The organism is Stenotrophomonas sp. YJH_SMC_16, assembly GCF_059367875.1.
In genome coordinates this window covers 1-16,875 of record NZ_JCAFRH010000010.1, presented here as the reverse complement: position 1 = coordinate 16,875, position 16,875 = coordinate 1, and the positions used below count along the sequence as shown (strand labels likewise).

At 63.4% G+C, this 16,875-nt stretch carries 11 protein-coding genes and 1 pseudogene; 4 read left to right on the top strand and 8 right to left on the bottom strand.

The genetic code is table 11. From position 1 onward, the window contains the following. Positions 1-9: 9 nt before the first annotated feature. From AC5P6E_RS18255 to AC5P6E_RS18240, 4 genes are all read right to left on the bottom strand, one after another. Positions 10-2,877 carry a TonB-dependent receptor plug domain-containing protein gene (locus tag AC5P6E_RS18255; protein WP_019338609.1) on the bottom strand — a complete coding sequence of 956 codons (2,868 nt, stop codon included), beginning with the start codon at positions 2,875-2,877 and terminating at the stop codon, positions 10-12. 187 nt (positions 2,878-3,064) lie between these two features. Continuing rightward, the gene (locus AC5P6E_RS18250) at positions 3,065-5,092 is read right to left on the bottom strand and encodes a prolyl oligopeptidase family serine peptidase (RefSeq protein WP_019338608.1); all 2,028 of its coding nucleotides are present in this window, start codon (positions 5,090-5,092) and stop codon (positions 3,065-3,067) included. 166 nt (positions 5,093-5,258) lie between these two features. Continuing rightward, positions 5,259-8,066: a TonB-dependent receptor domain-containing protein gene (locus AC5P6E_RS18245; RefSeq protein ID WP_329835851.1), complete on the bottom strand. Its 2,808-nt coding sequence runs from the start codon at positions 8,064-8,066 to the stop codon at positions 5,259-5,261. A 341-nt stretch (positions 8,067-8,407) separates the two neighbouring features. Continuing rightward, entirely contained in the window at positions 8,408-11,197 is a 2,790-nt protein-coding gene (locus AC5P6E_RS18240; RefSeq protein ID WP_329835849.1) for a TonB-dependent receptor plug domain-containing protein, read from the bottom strand. A gap of 214 nt (positions 11,198-11,411) precedes the next feature. Between AC5P6E_RS18240 and apbC the strand changes: the two genes are divergently transcribed. Together apbC and dcd are read left to right on the top strand one after the other, a co-directional pair. Beyond that, positions 11,412-12,266: an iron-sulfur cluster carrier protein ApbC gene (gene apbC, locus AC5P6E_RS18235; protein ID WP_026347084.1), complete on the top strand. Its 855-nt coding sequence runs from the start codon at positions 11,412-11,414 to the stop codon at positions 12,264-12,266. 77 nt (positions 12,267-12,343) lie between these two features. Beyond that, a complete protein-coding gene (gene dcd / locus AC5P6E_RS18230) occupies positions 12,344-12,916 on the top strand; it encodes a dCTP deaminase (RefSeq protein WP_010483020.1) in 573 nt (190 codons plus the stop codon). A gap of 75 nt (positions 12,917-12,991) precedes the next feature. Here dcd and AC5P6E_RS18225 read toward each other — a convergent pair whose 3' ends face one another. The 3 genes from AC5P6E_RS18225 to AC5P6E_RS18215 are packed head-to-tail and all read right to left on the bottom strand — an operon-like array spanning position 12,992 to position 14,265. Next, positions 12,992-13,159, bottom strand: a complete 168-nt coding sequence (locus AC5P6E_RS18225; RefSeq protein WP_005418011.1) for a LiaI-LiaF-like domain-containing protein — start codon at positions 13,157-13,159, stop codon at positions 12,992-12,994. Positions 13,160-13,174: 15 nt separating this feature from the next. Further along, complete coding sequence (locus AC5P6E_RS18220) at positions 13,175-13,597, bottom strand: HIT domain-containing protein (RefSeq protein WP_010483023.1); 423 nt, start codon at positions 13,595-13,597, stop codon at positions 13,175-13,177. Further along, entirely contained in the window at positions 13,594-14,265 is a 672-nt protein-coding gene (locus tag AC5P6E_RS18215; protein ID WP_019338605.1) for a dienelactone hydrolase family protein, read from the bottom strand. The genes AC5P6E_RS18220 and AC5P6E_RS18215 overlap by 4 nt, the downstream gene beginning before the upstream one ends. Before the next feature lie 203 nt (positions 14,266-14,468). Between AC5P6E_RS18215 and rimO the strand changes: the two genes are divergently transcribed. Together rimO and AC5P6E_RS18205 are read left to right on the top strand one after the other, a co-directional pair. Next, positions 14,469-15,830, top strand: coding sequence for a 30S ribosomal protein S12 methylthiotransferase RimO (rimO, locus tag AC5P6E_RS18210; RefSeq protein WP_019338604.1), 1,362 nt, complete (start codon positions 14,469-14,471; stop codon positions 15,828-15,830). Next, entirely contained in the window at positions 15,827-16,666 is an 840-nt protein-coding gene (locus tag AC5P6E_RS18205; RefSeq protein ID WP_019338603.1) for a DUF3025 domain-containing protein, read from the top strand. Before rimO ends, AC5P6E_RS18205 begins: the two co-directional genes overlap by 4 nt. Positions 16,667-16,756: 90 nt before the next feature. On the opposite strand, the pseudogene AC5P6E_RS18200 reads toward AC5P6E_RS18205, so the two are convergent. After that, positions 16,757-16,875: pseudogene (locus tag AC5P6E_RS18200) on the bottom strand (IS110 family transposase); the annotation flags it as partial.

Below are 16,875 nucleotides of genomic sequence, written 5' to 3'. Positions count from 1 at the left end.
AGGCGTGGATCAGAACTTGTACTTCAGACGCACGAACGGGGTGCGGCCGTACAGGTCGTACTGGGTCGCGAATGCCGCAATGTTGCCGTAGCGGGCATCGCTGACGCCGGTGGAGATCAGCGGCGGGGTCTTGTTGAAGATGTTGCTGACACCCACCAGGATTTCCCAGTCGGCCTGCGAGTAGCTGACCGATGCGGTGTGGTAAGTACGCGAATCGACCACGATGTCACGGTAGGAGTTCGGACGGCCCTGGTAGATGAAGACCGGATCCAGGTCGATGTCCTTGGTCTTGTGGATGTAGGTGGTCAGCCAGTTGAAGGTCCAGTCTCCACGGGTCAGGCTGAGTGCCAGGTTGCCCACAACCTTCGGACGCCCGATGTCACCAAGAAGCTCATTGGACGAAAGGCCACTTTCTTCGGCGCTGGAGAAGACCTGCTGGGTATCCTCGATGGTGTAAGTGACCTGGGTTTCGGCAGAGAACTTACCGAACGAGAAGTCGTGGTCGAAGTTCGCAGTCAGGTCGTAGCCGCGAGTGCGCTGCTTATTGATGTTGACGTACTGGTTGTACACATCAGTGATGTTCCAAGCCTCGTCGCCGGTACCGGGGTTGCGGACCAGCAGGCCGCAGAAGGCGTTCGGATACACCGCAGCGCCATAGCAACCCTTGACGATGTCAGCCGTGGTGATCTGGCCGATCTCGTTCTTCACCTGATAATCGAAGTAATCGATTGCCACACTCAGATTGGCAAAAGTGGGGGTGAAAACGATACCTGCGGTCTTGGCACGGGAGGTTTCCGGAATCAGCTGGCCTGCACCGCCGCCCGAATACACAGTTGCACTGCTGCCGGCGCCTGCGTAGTCGGCAGGAATGCCTGCCGCGGCACAGTTGCGCTGGTAGTTGGTGTTGGAGCTCTCACCCCAGCGGATGCAGGGGTCGATGCCGGTCTGTCCCAGGAAACCGGTCTGGTTGCCCAGATAGAGCTCATACAGGCCCGGAGCACGGTAGGAGGTGCCGATCGAGCCGCGCAGCCGCAGCGACGGAATGACCTGCCAGTTGAGGCCCACCTTCCAGACCTCGTCGGTGCCATCCACCGAGTCGTACTGGAATGCGCGGCCGGACGCGTTCAGGCTCAGCGACTCAATCGCCGGCAGGCCCTTCAGCAGCGGGACATCGAATTCAACAAATGCTTCCTTGACCCTGTCGTCGCCCTTGGTGACATTGGCCGAGCTCGAGCCCCAAAGGTCCTGTGCCTTTGACAGTTCACCCGGCTGATCATCGATCGAGTAGTAGCGGTACTCCAAGCCCGCGGCTACGCCCACAGCACCTGCCGGCAGCTCGAACAGGTCGCCGCTGACGACGGCATTGATCGTGGCCTGCTTGTAGATCGTCTTACCCCAATCCCACTGTCCCAGCAGATTACTGAGTTCATCGACTTTGGCCCCGCTCAGGTAGCCCGGATCGAGGTAGTTCAGTGTCGGCGCGTTGTCAGTGTAGTCAACGTCGCCGGTCTTGGAGGCCTGGATGCCAAAGTTGCCGTATTTGCCCTTGGAGTGGCTGAAGTTGGCATTGACTTCCCATGCCCAAGTGTCAGTGCCCTTGAACAGACCATCGAGCTTGGTGGCGCCGTAGAAGTAGTCGACCGTGACGTCCTGCTGTGACTTGAACGGCATGATCGGACGGATGACGCCGGTGAAGCCTGAACCTGCCGGTGCCTGGATCCGCGGGAAGAACTGGCGCCAGCGGAAGGATTCGGTCTCGCGACGGTTGAACAGCCACTGGGTCTTCCAGTTGACGGAGTCGAAGGCGAAATCGGTGGCTACGAAGACGCTCTTGCGCTCCTGCTGGTTGATGATCTGCTCTTCACCAAAGCGTGCGAAGTTCAGCGGCTCATCATAGTAGGCCTGGCCGCCGCCTGCGTAGGTACGGGTGGTACGCGGGCGATAGCCGGGCAGTGGGCCGATGGTGTTGCCTTCCGGTGAAGGAACATAACGGATGGCACCTACGTCGACGACGTTATGCAGCAGGTTGTTGCAGTTTGCCAGGTTGGTGCCGGCAGTGATCGAGCGATCCTGACGGTCGATGCGGTTGCCATCGGCATCCTTGACCAGATCATTGCTGCAGTTCAGGTAGTCACGGTCGTTGCGGTTCAGTTCGTAGTGCTTGTACCACTCTGCCGCAGCCACGATGCTGCCTTTCTCGAAGTTCCAACCGTTGGCCAGCGAGGCAGCGAACACTTCGCCGCCGCCTTCGGTCGGCACGCGACCGGTGACGGTCAGCTCCGGGCGCTCGATGTTCTTCTTGGTGATCAGGTTGACCACACCGGCCACGGCGTCGGAACCATAGATGGAGGACGAACCGTCCTTCACGATCTCGGCACGCTGCAGGATGGCGGTGGGAATGACGTTCAGGTCGAAGGCGCCGACAGCACCACGGGTACCGGCCGGGCCGGGGCGCTGGCCATCGAGCAGCACCAGGGTGCGGTTGGCGCCCAGGCCACGCAGCGAAACCGTCTGCACGCCGGTACCGCCGTCCACGACGAAGCCGCCGAACTGGTGGGTGATCTGGGTTTCGGCCGAACCGATGGCCGACTTCTGCAGGAACTCGGCCACGTTGACCTGGCCCTGCTTGGCATTGGTTTCGGCGTTGATGGTGAACACCGGCGAGGTGGTCTCGTAGTCCGCACGGCGGATCAGGGAGCCGGTGACAGTAATCTTGTCAAGATCCGTCGCGCGCTGGGATGACGAGGAGGTGCTTGACGCCTTTGCTTCCTGCTGGGTGGATTCCTGGGCCAGAGCCGGTGCGACCTGCAGGCAGGCCAGCACAGCAAGAGTCAACGGGACGCGGCTTGGCTTGGTTTGGCGGTTGGCGGTGCGCATTTCGTTTTGATCCCCACTTGTTATGCTTCGGTTAATGGAGTGTATGTGTCGCGTAAAGTAAATGCAACATGAATGATAGGGATCCTTAACTTGTTGTTAGTAAGGGGAAATTCAGGGGTTCACGCATGAAAAAGCCCCTGCCGCGCGGGCAGGGGCTTGGAGGGAGATGCTGGATGCGGGGGAGAGATCAGAGGCCGCCGGGGCCGCAATCCTTGCTCAGGTAGTCGGCCATGAGCGTCAATGTCGTCCGGAAGTGCACGGGGTACCAGGGCATGCTGTGCGGCATGTCGGGGATCAGCTCGAACCGGGCCGGCACCTTGTCCTGTACGCCGTTGTAGAAGTTCCTTGCATGGAAGGACGGCGTGCGTACGTCACGGTCGCCGACAAACGTCAGCAGAGGAATCGTGGCCTTCGCGGTGTTCTGCATCGGGTCCATGCCCTTCACCGTGCGCCCCTGCAGGATGCGTTGCAGGCGGTTCTGGCTCCAGGAGGTGCCCAGCCGGCCAAGATCGGTGACCGGGGCACCCGCGATGGCGCACTGATAGGGCGATGGGCTCCGGACCGTTGCAGCGGCAGCCGCGAAACCGCCATAGGAATAGCCGAAGATCGCGATGCGGTCCTTGGCGGCGATGCCTTGCGAGACCAGCCAGGCAGCGCCGTCGTCCTTGTCGTCCTGCATCTTCTGGCCCCACTCGGCGTCACCTGCCAGCCAGAGCTTGCGGCCAAGGCCAGAGCTGCCGCGGTACTGCGGGCGCAACACGGCATAGCCTCGCGAAGTGAAGAACGGTACCCAGCCTGATGCATCCCAGCCGGTGTAGTCGCGCGCCCACGGCCCGCCGTGCGGATGCACGAGTGCCGGCAGCGGGCCGTCGCCCTGCTTCCAGCCCGGCGGGAGGTCCAGAATCGCCGGAATCTGCAGGCCATCGCGTGCGGTGTAGGTCACCCAGCGTTGTTCGCCAATCTGCTTGCTGTCCACCCAGGGCCGCTCATTGCCGAGCGGCACGACATCCTTGCGATCGGCCAGGATGAAGTAGCTCTTCGGGTTGCGGTTGCTCTCCGTGGTGAACAGGACGCGCGAAAGGTCGTCGTTGTAACCGGTGATGTAGACGCTCAGGCCGGGATAGGCTTTCTGCAGGCCCTCCTGCAGGGCTTTCATCTGCGGATCCACGTACACAGCCTGCCGCTGGGGGCCGTCTATATAGAAGCCGAGGACCTGGTTGAAGTTGCTCTTGCGCGTGCCCAGGATCAGTGAACTGATCGAGAAGGATGGATGGGCGGCCAGGGGCTCCTTGTCGAACTCCTTCTTGGCGGGATCGTACAGTCGCGCCTGCACCAGGTCAGAGAACTGGTCGGTCAGCACGTACAGCTTGCCGCTGTCATCGTCTATGCCGACGATTTCCACCGTATAGCGTTCGCTCAGTCGGGTGGTCAGGGGGGCGTGCACTTCGAACTGGCCGGCGCTGTTCTTGATCAGAATGCGCTGTTCGAAATCGTCGGAGCCGGCGGATTCGACCTGGGTCTGCGTCAGGACTTCACCTGTCCGGGGGTGGAACAGGCCAGGTGATGTGCGCGAGCTGCCCTTGAACAGCAGTTCGGTCTGGCCGGTGCGCAGGTTGAAGCGGTAGTAGTTGGCCTGCAGTGTGGCTTCGTTGAGCTGACTGATGATGACCCTGTCTGCATCCAGCGGCAGTCCATGGACGAGCGAGGCGGTACCCGCAAGTTCGAGGCAGCGAAGGGTCTCGGGGCTGACCCCGAGCGTGCGGGTGTTGTTGGCGAAAGCCTCGTCGAACTTGGTCTGGGTGGCGTCGGTGAGGTAGGCCTTGGTCAGGAAGGTCTTGGTGGCTCCCGTACTGTTGCCTTCACCGCAGCCGCCGAGTTTGCCTGTCCATTCCTGGCGTCCGATGACGAGATTGCGTCCCGCCTTCAGTGCGCTTGCCGCGATGAACTTCATCCTGTCACCGGATGGCGTGATGGCGACCGGACCGGCGCCGAGGTTGTCCAGGTTCCAGTTGGCCAGAGCGGTATCACCGTTGTTGCTACCAGGTGCGGCGACGATGGCCACCAACTGCTTGCCGTCGGCGCTCATGGTGACCGACTGGATGGTTGGGATCTTGGCGAAATCCTCGGCTGGCAGAGGGCTTGCGAGGGCAGGGGCAATGCACAGCGCCGCCAGAGCGGCGGCGCCAAGGCGGGCGGGGGTCAAGCGCAGTTCCATGGTCGGCAGGGTCCTTGTGGCGGGCACATCAACATGACCTGAAGATGAACGAAGACGTGGGGCTAGTCAACTTGGCGTGAAAGCCCTGTGGATCGGTCCTGCCGGGGGAGTAAGCCCAAAGAAAGACCCCGCCGGGGCGGGGTCTTCGGTGTGGCGAGGGCGGAGATCAGTTGCCGCCGAATTCGTACTTGGCCTGCACGTAGATGGCACGCCCGTAGGCGTTGTACAGGTAATTGTTGTACGGCTGGCCGCTGGTCCCGGCGAAGCTGAAGCGCTGGTTGTCCGGCATCTTGTTGAACACGTTGTTGACCATCAGCGACAGGGTCAGGTTGGCCAGCGCGCGATAGTTCACGCTCAGGTTGTAGGTGGTGTAGGACCCCCACTTGCCTGCCTTGTAGCCGGAGCTGTGGACGTAGTCGTAGCCATTGCCCACGTAGGCCATGTAGTTCGGCGTCTTGCCGATGTAGTTGGCATACAGGGTGGTGGTCCACTTGTCCTTGGCCCAGCCGACCGAACCATCGGCGCGCACCTTGGCGTACGAGTCGTATACCCACATCGCGTACGGGTCACGCAGCAGGTCCAGGAACTCATCGCCCGGCTGCGGCTGCAGTTCGCGCTTGAGCATGTCGGTGTAGTTGCCCGAGAACTGCAACGAACCGAAGCGGCCCATGTCGTGCACGTACTTGAAGCTGGCGGTCAGCGCTTCCAGGTTCTGGCGGGCGACGTTCATCTTCGGGGTGTAGATCTCGTCCAGCACGCCGGACGCATCGCGGGTGATCCAGTCGTCGACGTTCTGGCAGCTGGCCGAGGTGTTGTTGGCCTGGCCGCCACGGCAGTAGTACTCGGCCAGCAGCAGCTGGTCGGAGCTGAGCGTATCGACCTCGTTCTTGATCTTCCAGTTGTAGTAGTCCACCGACAGCGACAGGTTGTTGATCGGTGCCCACACAACACCTGCGTTCCAGACGTCGGCGGTGATCGGTTCCAGGTCCGGATTGCCGGCGCGGGTGCCGAATACCGAGACGCTGTCATACGGGCAACCGGTGGTGTTGGCCGGGTCGTAGCCCAGCTGACCGCAACGGTAGTAGTCGGTGGAGCCGTTGGCATAGTAGCCGCTGCGGCCCTGGAATGCGTCGGACAGGGTCGGCGCGCGGAAGGCAGTGCCGTACTTGCCGCGGAACAGCAGGCTCTCGATCGGGCGGAACTCGATGCCGATGCTGTAGGTGGACTTGTCGACGGTGTTGCTGCCGATCTTGAAGGCGTCGTAGCGGCCGGAGCCGGTGACTGTCAGCGTGTCATGCAGCGGCAGACGCAGCTCACCGGTCACCGCATAGTTGCTGCGGTGGCCGGCACCGGAGACCGCCGTGGTGCCCCAGACGCTGCCATCCATCAGGCCCGGATCGGGGCTGTAGTCCCAGCCTTCACTGCCACCTTCAACGACCACGGCCAGGCCGGCGTCGCCGCCCGGCAGCTTGAACAGTGAGCCGTTGGTGACCTGTGCACGGGCCAGGTTCTGCCAGGTACGGCTCTGGCTGTAGCTGTAACCGGTGAAGGTCTGGAAGTCTCCGGCCGGCAGCGGCGCGTAGAAGGCTTCCCAGTTCGGGCTGTAGATGTCGTAACCGGTGCTGGTGGTGCCCAGCACCGGGCCGAGCACGCGCTGTTCGAAGTAATCGTTGATCGGGTCATTCCAGCGCACGAAGTTGCGCTCGGTCAGCTTGTACTCGCCGCGGGTGAAGCTGAGGCTGTAGTCCCAGTTGCCGGCCGTGCCGCGGCCGCCCAGCGTTACCTGGTAGGCCTTGTTGCGGTCGGTGTTCATGATGTCGCGGTAGCCGGCGACACCGATGTCTTCCGGGGCGAACACCCGCTGCAGGTTCATGTACTGGCCACTGGCCTGGTCATAGAAGCGGCCCCAGCCGGACGAGGTGCCCCACCAGGTGTAGCCGGAACCCGTCGCGTACTTGACCTCTTCCAGGCTGTACAGCGCATCGCCGAACAACTGGAAGTTGTCATTCACGTCGAACGTGGCAGAACTGTAGATCTGCGCGCTTTCCTTGCCGTTCTTGATGGTCTTGTAGCCGGTGCCATAGGTGGAGCCACATGCCTGGCCGGTGGGCCGGGTGCCGAGCACCGTGGTGCCATCGAACTGCCCGGCCACATTGGCGCACAGGTTCGGGTCCATCATCGCGTAACGGTTGTTGTTGGCCGGCAACAGCACCAGGAAATCGTTGGAGACGTACTGCGGGCTGTAGCCGTCGGGATTGTTGACCTTGGTCAGGTCGCGCTGGTAACCCCAGATCGGGCTGGTCTTCTCATACTGCACGTTGACCAGCGCATGGAAGCGATCATCCACGCCATTGAAGCCGCGGGCGCCGCTGAGGCGGAAGCTGTTGCCGCCGCCTTCACTGTAGGCGCCACCACGTACGTTGAGGACGCCACCATCCATGCGTTCCTTGAGGATGATGTTGACCACGCCAGCGATCGCATCGGAGCCATACAGTGAGGACTGGCCGCCCGGCAGGATCTCGATGCGCTCGACGATGTCGATCGGAATGCCGCTGATGTTGTTGAACGTATCGCCGCCGTTGTACAGCGCCGGATACGAAAGCATCGGGCGACCGTTGATGAGGTACTTGGTGTAACCCGGGCTGAGGCCGAACATGCCGGCGGCTTCGGCGCCCTGGGTGAACGAGGCCGAGGTCTGGCCGCCCTGCAGGCCACCCGTGGACAGCGAGGACTGCTGCAGGACATCGGCAACGCTGGTGAAGCCGCGGGTCTGGATGTCCTCGGCGGTCACGGTCAGGACCGGCGTGTGGTTCTCGATCTCGGTCTGCGGAATCAGCGACCCGGTGACCGTCACGCGGTCAAGCTGGGTCGGCGCATTGTTGCTTTGCGCCAGGGCCGTGCCGGAGGCGAGCAGCGTGCCGAGGAGGGCGAGGGTCAGTGGGTGGCGCGAGAGTGTGGAACGATGGCGAGACATGGAAAATCCCCGTAGTGAGATGTCTTGGCGACCGGCTTCCATGTCGGTTTAACGATCTGTTCAGTTGCATTCCATTCAGCCGGACCGTAACACGCACTTAACGCAGAGTGCACACGATCGTCATTTCGTCAATCGGCGTTTGGCCTGAAAAATGTCGGCAGATCAATGGTTAACGCCAATTGTTTTGGTGTGTTTCAAAAGATGGCGATATGAAGGTCAGTCTGTCGTAGTGCATTTGCTGCTTCTGCATCACTGCTTTACCGAAGGCTTCCTGGAACCAAAAAAAAAGGCCCCGCCGAAGCGGGGCCTGGTCCAGACACGGAGTCCGGAAAACGACGGGATCAGAAGTTGTACTTGACCTGGGCCGAGATCTGGCGGCCGTAGACGCTGTAGAAGCCGTCATTGAACGGGGTCGATTCGTTGCCCGGGTAGTTGTAGCGCTGGCCTTCCGGCAGCTTGTTGAACACGTTGTTGACCATCAGCGACAGGACCAGATCTTCCTGTGCCTGGTAGTTCATGCTCAGGTTGTACGTGGTGTACGAACCCCACTTGCCGGCCTTGGCGCCGGAGGAGTGGACGTAGCCGTAGCTGCGGCCGGTGTAGGCCAGGTAGTTCGGGGTGCTGCCGACGTAGTTGGCGTACACGGTGGTGGTGAACTTGGCGATGTTCCAGGCCACCGACAGATCGCCGCGGACCTTGGCGAAGTTGTCGTAGTACCACATGTTGTACGGGTCGCTCAGCAGGTCGAGCTTGGCGGCGCCCGGCATCGGCTGCACTTCACGCTTCAGCATGTTGGTGTAGTTGCCGGAGAACATCAGCGAGCCGAAGCGGCCGATATCCTGCTGGTACTTGGCCGCCACGGTCACCGCTTCCAGGTTCTGGCTGGCAACGTTGAGCTTCGGCGTGTATACGCGGGTCAGGTTGCCACCGGCGTCGCGGGATATCCAGTTGGTCACGTCACCGCAGCTGGCCGAGGTGTTGTTCGGCAGGCCGTTGTGGCACTGGTACTCGGCCAGCAGCAGCTGGTCCGAGCTCAGGGTCTTGACCTCGTTCTTGATCTTCCAGTTGTAGTAGTCGGCCGACAGCGAGAAGTTGCTGACCGGGGCCCACACCACACCTGCGCTCCAGACATCGGCGGTGATCGGCTTCAGGTCCGGGTTGCCGGACTTTTCGCTGTACACCGAGGTGTTCTTGTAGAACGAGCAGGCCTCATCACGCAGGCCGTAACCCATCTGGCTGCAGCGGTAGTAGTCGTTCTGGCCGGACGAGTACGAACCGCTCATGCCCTGGAAGGCATCGGACAGGGTCGGTGCGCGGAAGGCGGTACCGTACTTGCCGCGCAGCAGCAGGCTCTCGATCGGACGGAACTCCAGGCCGATGCTGTAGGTGGCCTTGTCGACGGTCTTGTCGGCGATCTTGAAGGCGTCATAGCGGCCCGAGGCGCTGACGGTCAGGGTGTCGTGCAGCGGCATGCGCAGTTCGCTGGTGACCGCGTAGTTGCTGCGGTGGCCGGCGCCGGCGACGGCGGTGGTGCCCCACACATTGCCATCAACGAACGCCTGGTCCGGCGAGTAATCCCAGCCTTCGCTGCCACCTTCCAGCACGACGGCCAGGCCGGCATCACCGCCCGGCAGGCTGAACAGCGAGCCGTTGGTCACCTGCACCCGACCCAGGTTCTGCCAGGTCTTGCTGCGGTGGGTACCATAGCCGGTGAAGCTGGCGAACTGGTCCGGGGTGATCGGCGAGTAGAAGGCCGCATAGTCCGGGTTGTAGATGCCGAAGCCGCCAGCCGAGGTGCCCAGGCGCGGGCCCAGCACGGTCTGGCCGAAGAAGTCTTCGATCTTGTCCTTCCAGCGCACGAAGCGGTTCTGGTTCAGGCGGTACTCGCCACGGGTGAAGCTGGCGCTGTAGTCCCAGTCGCCGACCATGCCCTTGCCGCCCAGGGTGACCTGGTAGGCACGGCTTTCGTCGGAGTTCATGATGTTGTTGTAGTGGCCCGGGCCGATTTCTTCCGGCGCGAAGGCGCGCTGCAGGTTCACGACCTTGCCCAGGCCCTGGTCGTAGAAGCCGCCCATGACCGACTTGGTGCCCCACCACAGGGCGCTCGAGCCGGAGGTGAACTCGGTCTTTTCCTTGCTGTACAGCACGTCGGCGAACAGCTGGAAGTTGTCGTTCACGTCGAAGGTCATCGACGAGTAGAACTGGCCGCTGTTCTTGCCGTTCTTCAGGGTCTTGTAGCCGGCGCTGTACACCGAACCGCAGGACTCGCCCGACGCGCGCTGGCCGACCACGGTGGTGCCGTCATACAGCCCGGCGACGTTGGCGCAACGGCTCGGGTCCATCATCAGCAGCTTGTTGTCAGCGTTGGTGATGACGGCGAAGTCGTTCGACGGAACCTGGGCGGTGTAGCCGACCGGGTTGTTCTGGCGGGTGATGTCGCGCTGGTAGCCCCAGATCGGGCTGCCGTTCTCGATCTGCACGTTGAACAGCGCATGGAAGCGGTCGTCGAAGGCGTTGATGCCCTTGGCAGCGCTGAAGCGGATGTTGCTGCCGCCGCCTTCGGTGTAGGTGCCGCCACGGAGGGTCATGGTGCCGCCGTCCATGCGCTCCTTCAGGATGATGTTGACCACACCGGCGATCGCGTCCGAGCCGTACAGCGAGGACTGGCCGCCCGGCAGCACTTCGATGCGCTCGACGATGTCGATCGGAATGCCGCTGATGTTGTTGAAGGTTTCGCTGCCGTTGTACAGCGCCGGATACGAGAGCATCGGGCGGCCGTTGATCAGGTACTTGGTGTAGCCCGGATTCAGGCCGAACATGCCGGCGGCTTCGGCGCCCTGGGTGAACGAACCCGAGGTCTGGCCGCCCTGCAGGCCGCCAGTGGTCAGCGACGACTGCTGCAGCACTTCAGCAACACTGCTGAAGCCGCGGGTCTGGATGTCTTCGGCGGTGATGGACATCACCGGGGTCTGGGTTTCAACCTGGGTCTGCGGGATCAGCGAACCGGTGACGGTGATCTTGTCCAGGTTGGTCGCCTTGTCCTGGGCCATTGCCGGGGCGGCGGCCATCAGAGCGGAAATCAGGGCGACGGCGAGCGTGTTGCGACGTGCGGTGTTGCTTACGTAGTTCATGTAGTTCCATTGGAGAGCAAAAACAAAAACGGCACTGCGCATGCGCCATCGCGCGGGCTGGAAATGCCAGCTCCGCAGCCCAAAACAGTGCGGGTCGAACGTAACATGAACTTAACAATCTGTGCACGAATCTGTAGCAATCCTGAATTTCAGTCAGGTTACGTCCAGCTTGTATGATGCTCGGTTATTCCCCCTGACCCCGCCGGTGCTCGTTGTGAACAGTTCTCCCCGCCGTCCCCATGCAAGCCAGGTCCAGAAGGGACTCACGCCGCATGCCCGCATCCGCAATGTGATCGCGGTTGGTTCGGGCAAGGGCGGCGTCGGCAAGTCGACCACCGCGGTCAATCTGGCCGTGGCGCTGCAGCAGCTCGGCGCGCGCGTGGGCGTGCTCGACGCCGACATCTATGGCCCCAGCGTGCCGGCCATGCTGGGCCTGTCCGGCCGTCCGGAAAGCCCGGACAACAAGAGCATCGAGCCGCTGCGTGCGTTTGGCGTCGACACCATGTCGATCGGCTACCTGATCGAAGAGGACACGCCGATGATCTGGCGTGGGCCGATGGCCACCTCGGCGATGACCCAGCTGTTCAATGACACCTTGTGGGACGACCTGGACTACCTGCTGATCGACCTGCCGCCGGGCACCGGCGACATCCAGCTGACCCTGACCCAGAAGATCCCGCTGGCCGGTGCGGTGATCGTCACCACGCCACAGGACATCGCCACGCTGGACGCGAAGAAGGCGCTGAAGATGTTCGAGAAGGTCGAGGTGCCGGTGCTGGGCATCGTCGAGAATATGGCGGTGCATACCTGCAGCAGCTGCGGGCATGTCGAGCACCTGTTCGGCGAGGGCGGCGGCGAGCGCATGGCCGCGCAGTACGGCGTGCCGTTGCTCGGTTCGCTGCCGCTGCAGATCGGCATCCGCGAGCAGGGCGATTCCGGTACCCCGATCACCGTGGCCCAGCCGGATTCCGTCCCGGCCCAGGCCTACCGCCATGCCGCGCAGCGCCTGATCGAGGAGGTTGGCAAGCGTCCGCGTGCCTCGATCCCGATCCTGTCGTCGCTGCTGTAAGTGCCCGGGCAGGGGCCGCCGGCGACGCCCGGCCCCCTGCTAGAATCCTCGCGCCCCCTCGCACCCCAGGACAAAGCATGAGCATCAAGAGTGACCGTTGGATCCGCCGCATGTCCGAGCAGCACGGCATGATCGAGCCGTTCGAGGCCGGGCAGGTCAAGCAGGCCAACGGCGAGCGCATCGTCAGCTATGGTACCTCCAGCTACGGCTACGACGTGCGCTGCTCGCGCGAGTTCAAGGTGTTCACCAACATCAACTCGACCATCGTCGATCCCAAGCACTTCGATCCGGGCAGCTTCGTGGATATCGTCGGCGATGAATGCATCATCCCGCCCAACAGCTTCGCGCTGGCGCGCACCGTGGAGTACTTCCGCATCCCGCGCGACACCCTGGTGGTGTGCCTGGGCAAGAGCACCTACGCGCGCTGCGGCATCATCGTCAACGTGACCCCGCTGGAACCGGAATGGGAAGGGCACGTCACCCTGGAATTCAGCAACACCACGCCGCTGCCGGCGCGCATCTACGCCAATGAAGGCGTAGCGCAGATGCTGTTCTTCCAGGCGGCCGCCGACGACATCTGCGAGACGTCGTACCGCGATCGTGGCGGCAAGTACCAGGGCCAGACCGGCGTGACGCTGCCGCGGACCTGAAGATTGCAGGCGATTTGTGAAGCCGAGCATGGCTCGGCTCTACATGAAGGAGGGCGGCGCAATGCGCCGCCTTCTTTATTTCCCGCGACCGAACAGCATCGCGATGCCGACACCCACCAATGCCACCGGCCACCAGGTCAGCAGCAGCTTGGACAGGTTCAGGTGCGTCCAGCCCAGGTTGCTGGCGAGCATGAACAGGCCGATCAGGATCAGCAGGACGGCGGCAACGAGGTTGAATCGCATCGGGTCGGCAAACGCTCAGGACTGGGCTGGATATCCTAGCCGTTCCTTCCAGTAGGCGACATGCTGGTCCAGCGCACCCGGCTCGTAGCGGTGCGCGGGGCCGCTGCCCCAGACCGGGCCCGGCCACGCGGGGTCGCCGTCATGGCGGCCGATCACATGGAAATGCAGCTGGCGCACGATGTTGCCCAGCGCACCGATATTGATCTTCTCCACCCCGTCGGCGCCCTTCAGGGCCTTGCAGGCGCGGTTGAGCTCGGTGCGCAGCTTGTCCTGCTGCTCGCCGTCCAGCTCGATCCACTCGGTCACCCCGGCCAAGCGCGGTACCAGCACCAGCCAGGGGAATCGTTCGTCGTTCATCAGCCGCACTTGCGACAACGGTCCTTCGGCCACCAGCACGCTATCGGTGGCCAGGCGTGAATCGAGTTCGAAATCGCTCATCCAAGATGCTCCGAGAAGAAGTCCAGGGTGCGTTGCAGCGCCAGGGTGGCGCTGTCTGGATCATACGCATGTCCGACCTCCCGGTTGAAGGCGTGGTCGGCCGGATAGACGAAGGTGGCCATCTGCGGCAGCTTCTCGCGATGGGCCTGGACCGCCTCCGGCGGGATGCTCTTGTCCTGGGCGCCGAAGTGGAAGATCACCGGGGCCTTGGGCGTCTCATCCAGGAACTGGACATTGCGCGCACCGTAATAGCTGACCGAGGGCAGGCCCAGGCGCAGGGCCGACAGCATCGCCACGGTGCCGCCCCAGCAGTAGCCCACCGTGCCGACCTTGCCTTGGGGCGCCAGCCGGGTGGCGGCTGCACGCACGACCTCCAGCGCCTTCTCCATGCCCAGTGCGGTCACCCGTTCCAGGCCCTGCTTCACGCCTTCGGCGTCATAGGGCAGGGCATCCGGATCGGCTTCTGCACCGTCGACCAGGTCGAAGAACGACGGCGCCAGCACCGCGTAGCCTTCGGCCGCGAAGCGCTCCGCTACGCCGCGGATGTGCGGGTTGGCGCCGAAAATTTCCTGCACCACCACCAGCCCGCCACGCGGGGTGCCCTCCGGCAGGGCCTGCCAGGCCCGTACCGGGCCGTGATGCGTATCCAGGGTGATCCACTCGGCCATCGTTTCCATCTCGTTGTGGGGAACAGAACGGCATTGTCGGTGCAGCGTGGGTTAGCGCGATGTCAGCGGCTGTGCGGGATCGGGCGGCTGGCCATTCAGAGCGCGGCCGCCAACCCCGGTATACTGGCGCCCTTTCAGGCCCCGGCCCCCAGGAACCCCTGCCACGACGGCAGGGGCCCAGGCCCCCAGAGTCCCGCGATTCCATGTCCCAGCTGAACCCCAAAGTCGGCTTCGTCAGCCTTGGCTGCCCGAAGGCCCTTGTCGATTCCGAACGCATCCTTACCCAGCTCCGCTCGGAAGGCTACGACATCGTGCCGTCCTACGATTCGGCCGACGTGGTGGTGGTCAACACCTGCGGTTTCATCGATTCGGCAGTGACCGAATCGCTGGACGCGATTGGCGAGGCGATGAACCAGAACGGCAAGGTCATCGTCACCGGCTGCCTGGGCAAGCGCCCGGAGCAGATCCGCGAGGCGTACCCCAACGTGCTGGCGGTGTCCGGCCCGCAGGACTACCAGAGCGTGATGGAAGCGGTGCATGAAGCGCTGCCGCCCAAGCACGATCCGTTCGTGGACCTGGTGCCCGACTACGGCATCAAGCTGACCCCGCGCCACTACGCCTACCTGAAGATTTCCGAAGGCTGCAACCACAAGTGCAGCTTCTGCATCATTCCGTCGATGCGCGGCAAGCTGGTCTCGCGCCCGGTGGATGAGGTGCTGCGCGAAGCCGAGCGCCTGGTGCGGGGCGGCGTGCGCGAGCTGCTGGTGGTTTCGCAGGACACCTCGGCCTATGGCGTGGACGTGAAGTACGCCGAGAAGATGTGGCGCAACAAGGCCTACCAGACCCGCCTGAAGGCGCTGTGCGAAGGCCTGTCCGAGCTGGATGCGTGGGTGCGCATGCACTACGTCTACCCGTACCCGCACGTGGACGAGGTGGTGCCGCTGATGGCCGAGAACCGCATCCTGCCGTACCTGGACATTCCGTTCCAGCATGCCAGCCCGCGCATCCTGCGCCTGATGAAGCGCCCCGGCGCGGTCGAGAAGACCCTGGAGCGCGTACAGAACTGGCGCCGTATCGCCCCGGACATCACCGTGCGTTCGACCTTCATCGTTGGCTTCCCGGGCGAGACCGAGGCCGAGTTCGAAGAGCTGCTGTCGTTCCTCGACGAAGCGCAGCTGGACCGCGTCGGTGCGTTCGCCTATTCGCCGGTGGAAGGCGCCACCGCCAACGACCTGCCCGATGCGGTACCGGAGGAAGTGAAGCAGGAGCGCCTGGCCCGTTTCATGGAAAAGCAGGCGCGGATTTCCGCGGCACGCCTGGAAGCCAAAATCGGCACCGTGCAGCAGTGCCTGGTCGACGCCATCGAAGGCGATATCGCCGTGGCCCGCTCCAAGGCCGATGCCCCGGAGATCGACGGCCTGGTGCACATCCAGAATGCCGACCAGGTGCCGCTGCGCGTGGGTGAGTTCGTCGACGTGGAAATCACCGAGAGCGACGAGCACGACCTGTACGGTGACGCGCTGCCGGCCGCTACCCGCCCGGCATTCGATCTCAAGATGCTGTGACCACCGCGACGACCGCCGCCGGTGACGGCAGCGGTGTCCGCCGCTTCGTGCCGCCGCCGCGTGCGGCGGTCGATCCGCAGGTGTTCGCGCACCCGGTGTTTGCCGGATTGCGCGACGTTCGTGATCTGTTGGAAGGCCCGGAGTGGCCGTCCATTGCAGCGCTCGAGGCACGCCTCACGCTGCCCGGCAAGCACCTGGTCGAGCAGGATGCCGCGCTGCTGGCTGACGGCCTGCACTACGAAGCCCGCATCGCGCAGGGGCTTATCGCCACCCGCGCCGACAACTGGCACGACCTGTTCAATGCACTGGTGTGGGCCCGTTACCCGCAGCTCAAGCAGGCCCTCAATGTGCAGCAGTGCCGGCATATCGAGGCGATGCCGCCGGGCCAGCGCAACCGTGCGCAGGCCGCATTGACCCAGTTCGACGAGACCGGCGTGATCGTGCGCGTGCGCGATGACTCGTTTATGCGTGCGTGGGATGGGCATGACTGGCATGCATTGTTCGAGCCAGCGCACTGGCTGAGCGGAGACATCGCCATCGCTGCGGTATTCGGGCACGCGCTGATGGAGCAGGCGCTGCTGCCGGGCCGCCGGCTGGTGGGCAAGTGCGTGGTGGTGCGCGACGAAGTCGATGATGCCTGCGTTGACGCAGTGACCGCGGCCATCGCCGAGGGCAGGGCAGTGACCGATCCGCTGCAGCTGCGGCCCCTGCCATTGGCCGGTATTCCCGGCTGGCATGGCGTGCAGGATTCCGCCTTCTATCGCAATGCCGATTATTTCCGCCCGCTGCGTGCCGGTCGCCAGTATCCGGTGCCGCTGGTGGGGTTGCCGTTGTAGAGCCGAGCCCATGCTCGGCTGCGTTTGCCTATCAGCCGAGCATGGGCTCGGCTCTACAGAGGGCAGGCAGTCGAGATCCTATGTTCGTGGTCAAGCCTGCTGGAAGCAGGCTTGACCGACCTTCAGCATGGCCGGATCGAAGTCTCGGCCGCTTTTGAACACGCCCCAGGCGATCCTGGCCAGCTTCCTTGCCAGAATGTTGAAGACGG

Bases quoted from the DNA above. Each gene is read 5' to 3' on its own strand.
- AC5P6E_RS18215 (WP_019338605.1), bottom strand. From the start codon at position 14,265: ATGGCCGAGTGGATCACCCTGGATACGCATCACGGCCCGGTACGGGCC.
- rimO (WP_019338604.1), top strand. From the start codon at position 14,469: ATGTCCCAGCTGAACCCCAAAGTCGGCTTCGTCAGCCTTGGCTGCCCG.
- AC5P6E_RS18240 (WP_329835849.1), bottom strand. From the start codon at position 11,197: ATGAACTACGTAAGCAACACCGCACGTCGCAACACGCTCGCCGTCGCC.
- AC5P6E_RS18245 (WP_329835851.1), bottom strand. From the start codon at position 8,066: ATGTCTCGCCATCGTTCCACACTCTCGCGCCACCCACTGACCCTCGCC.
- AC5P6E_RS18250 (WP_019338608.1), bottom strand. From the start codon at position 5,092: ATGGAACTGCGCTTGACCCCCGCCCGCCTTGGCGCCGCCGCTCTGGCG.
- AC5P6E_RS18220 (WP_010483023.1), bottom strand. From the start codon at position 13,597: ATGAGCGATTTCGAACTCGATTCACGCCTGGCCACCGATAGCGTGCTG.
- AC5P6E_RS18225 (WP_005418011.1), bottom strand. From the start codon at position 13,159: ATGCGATTCAACCTCGTTGCCGCCGTCCTGCTGATCCTGATCGGCCTG.
- AC5P6E_RS18255 (WP_019338609.1), bottom strand. From the start codon at position 2,877: ATGCGCACCGCCAACCGCCAAACCAAGCCAAGCCGCGTCCCGTTGACT.
- dcd (WP_010483020.1), top strand. From the start codon at position 12,344: ATGAGCATCAAGAGTGACCGTTGGATCCGCCGCATGTCCGAGCAGCAC.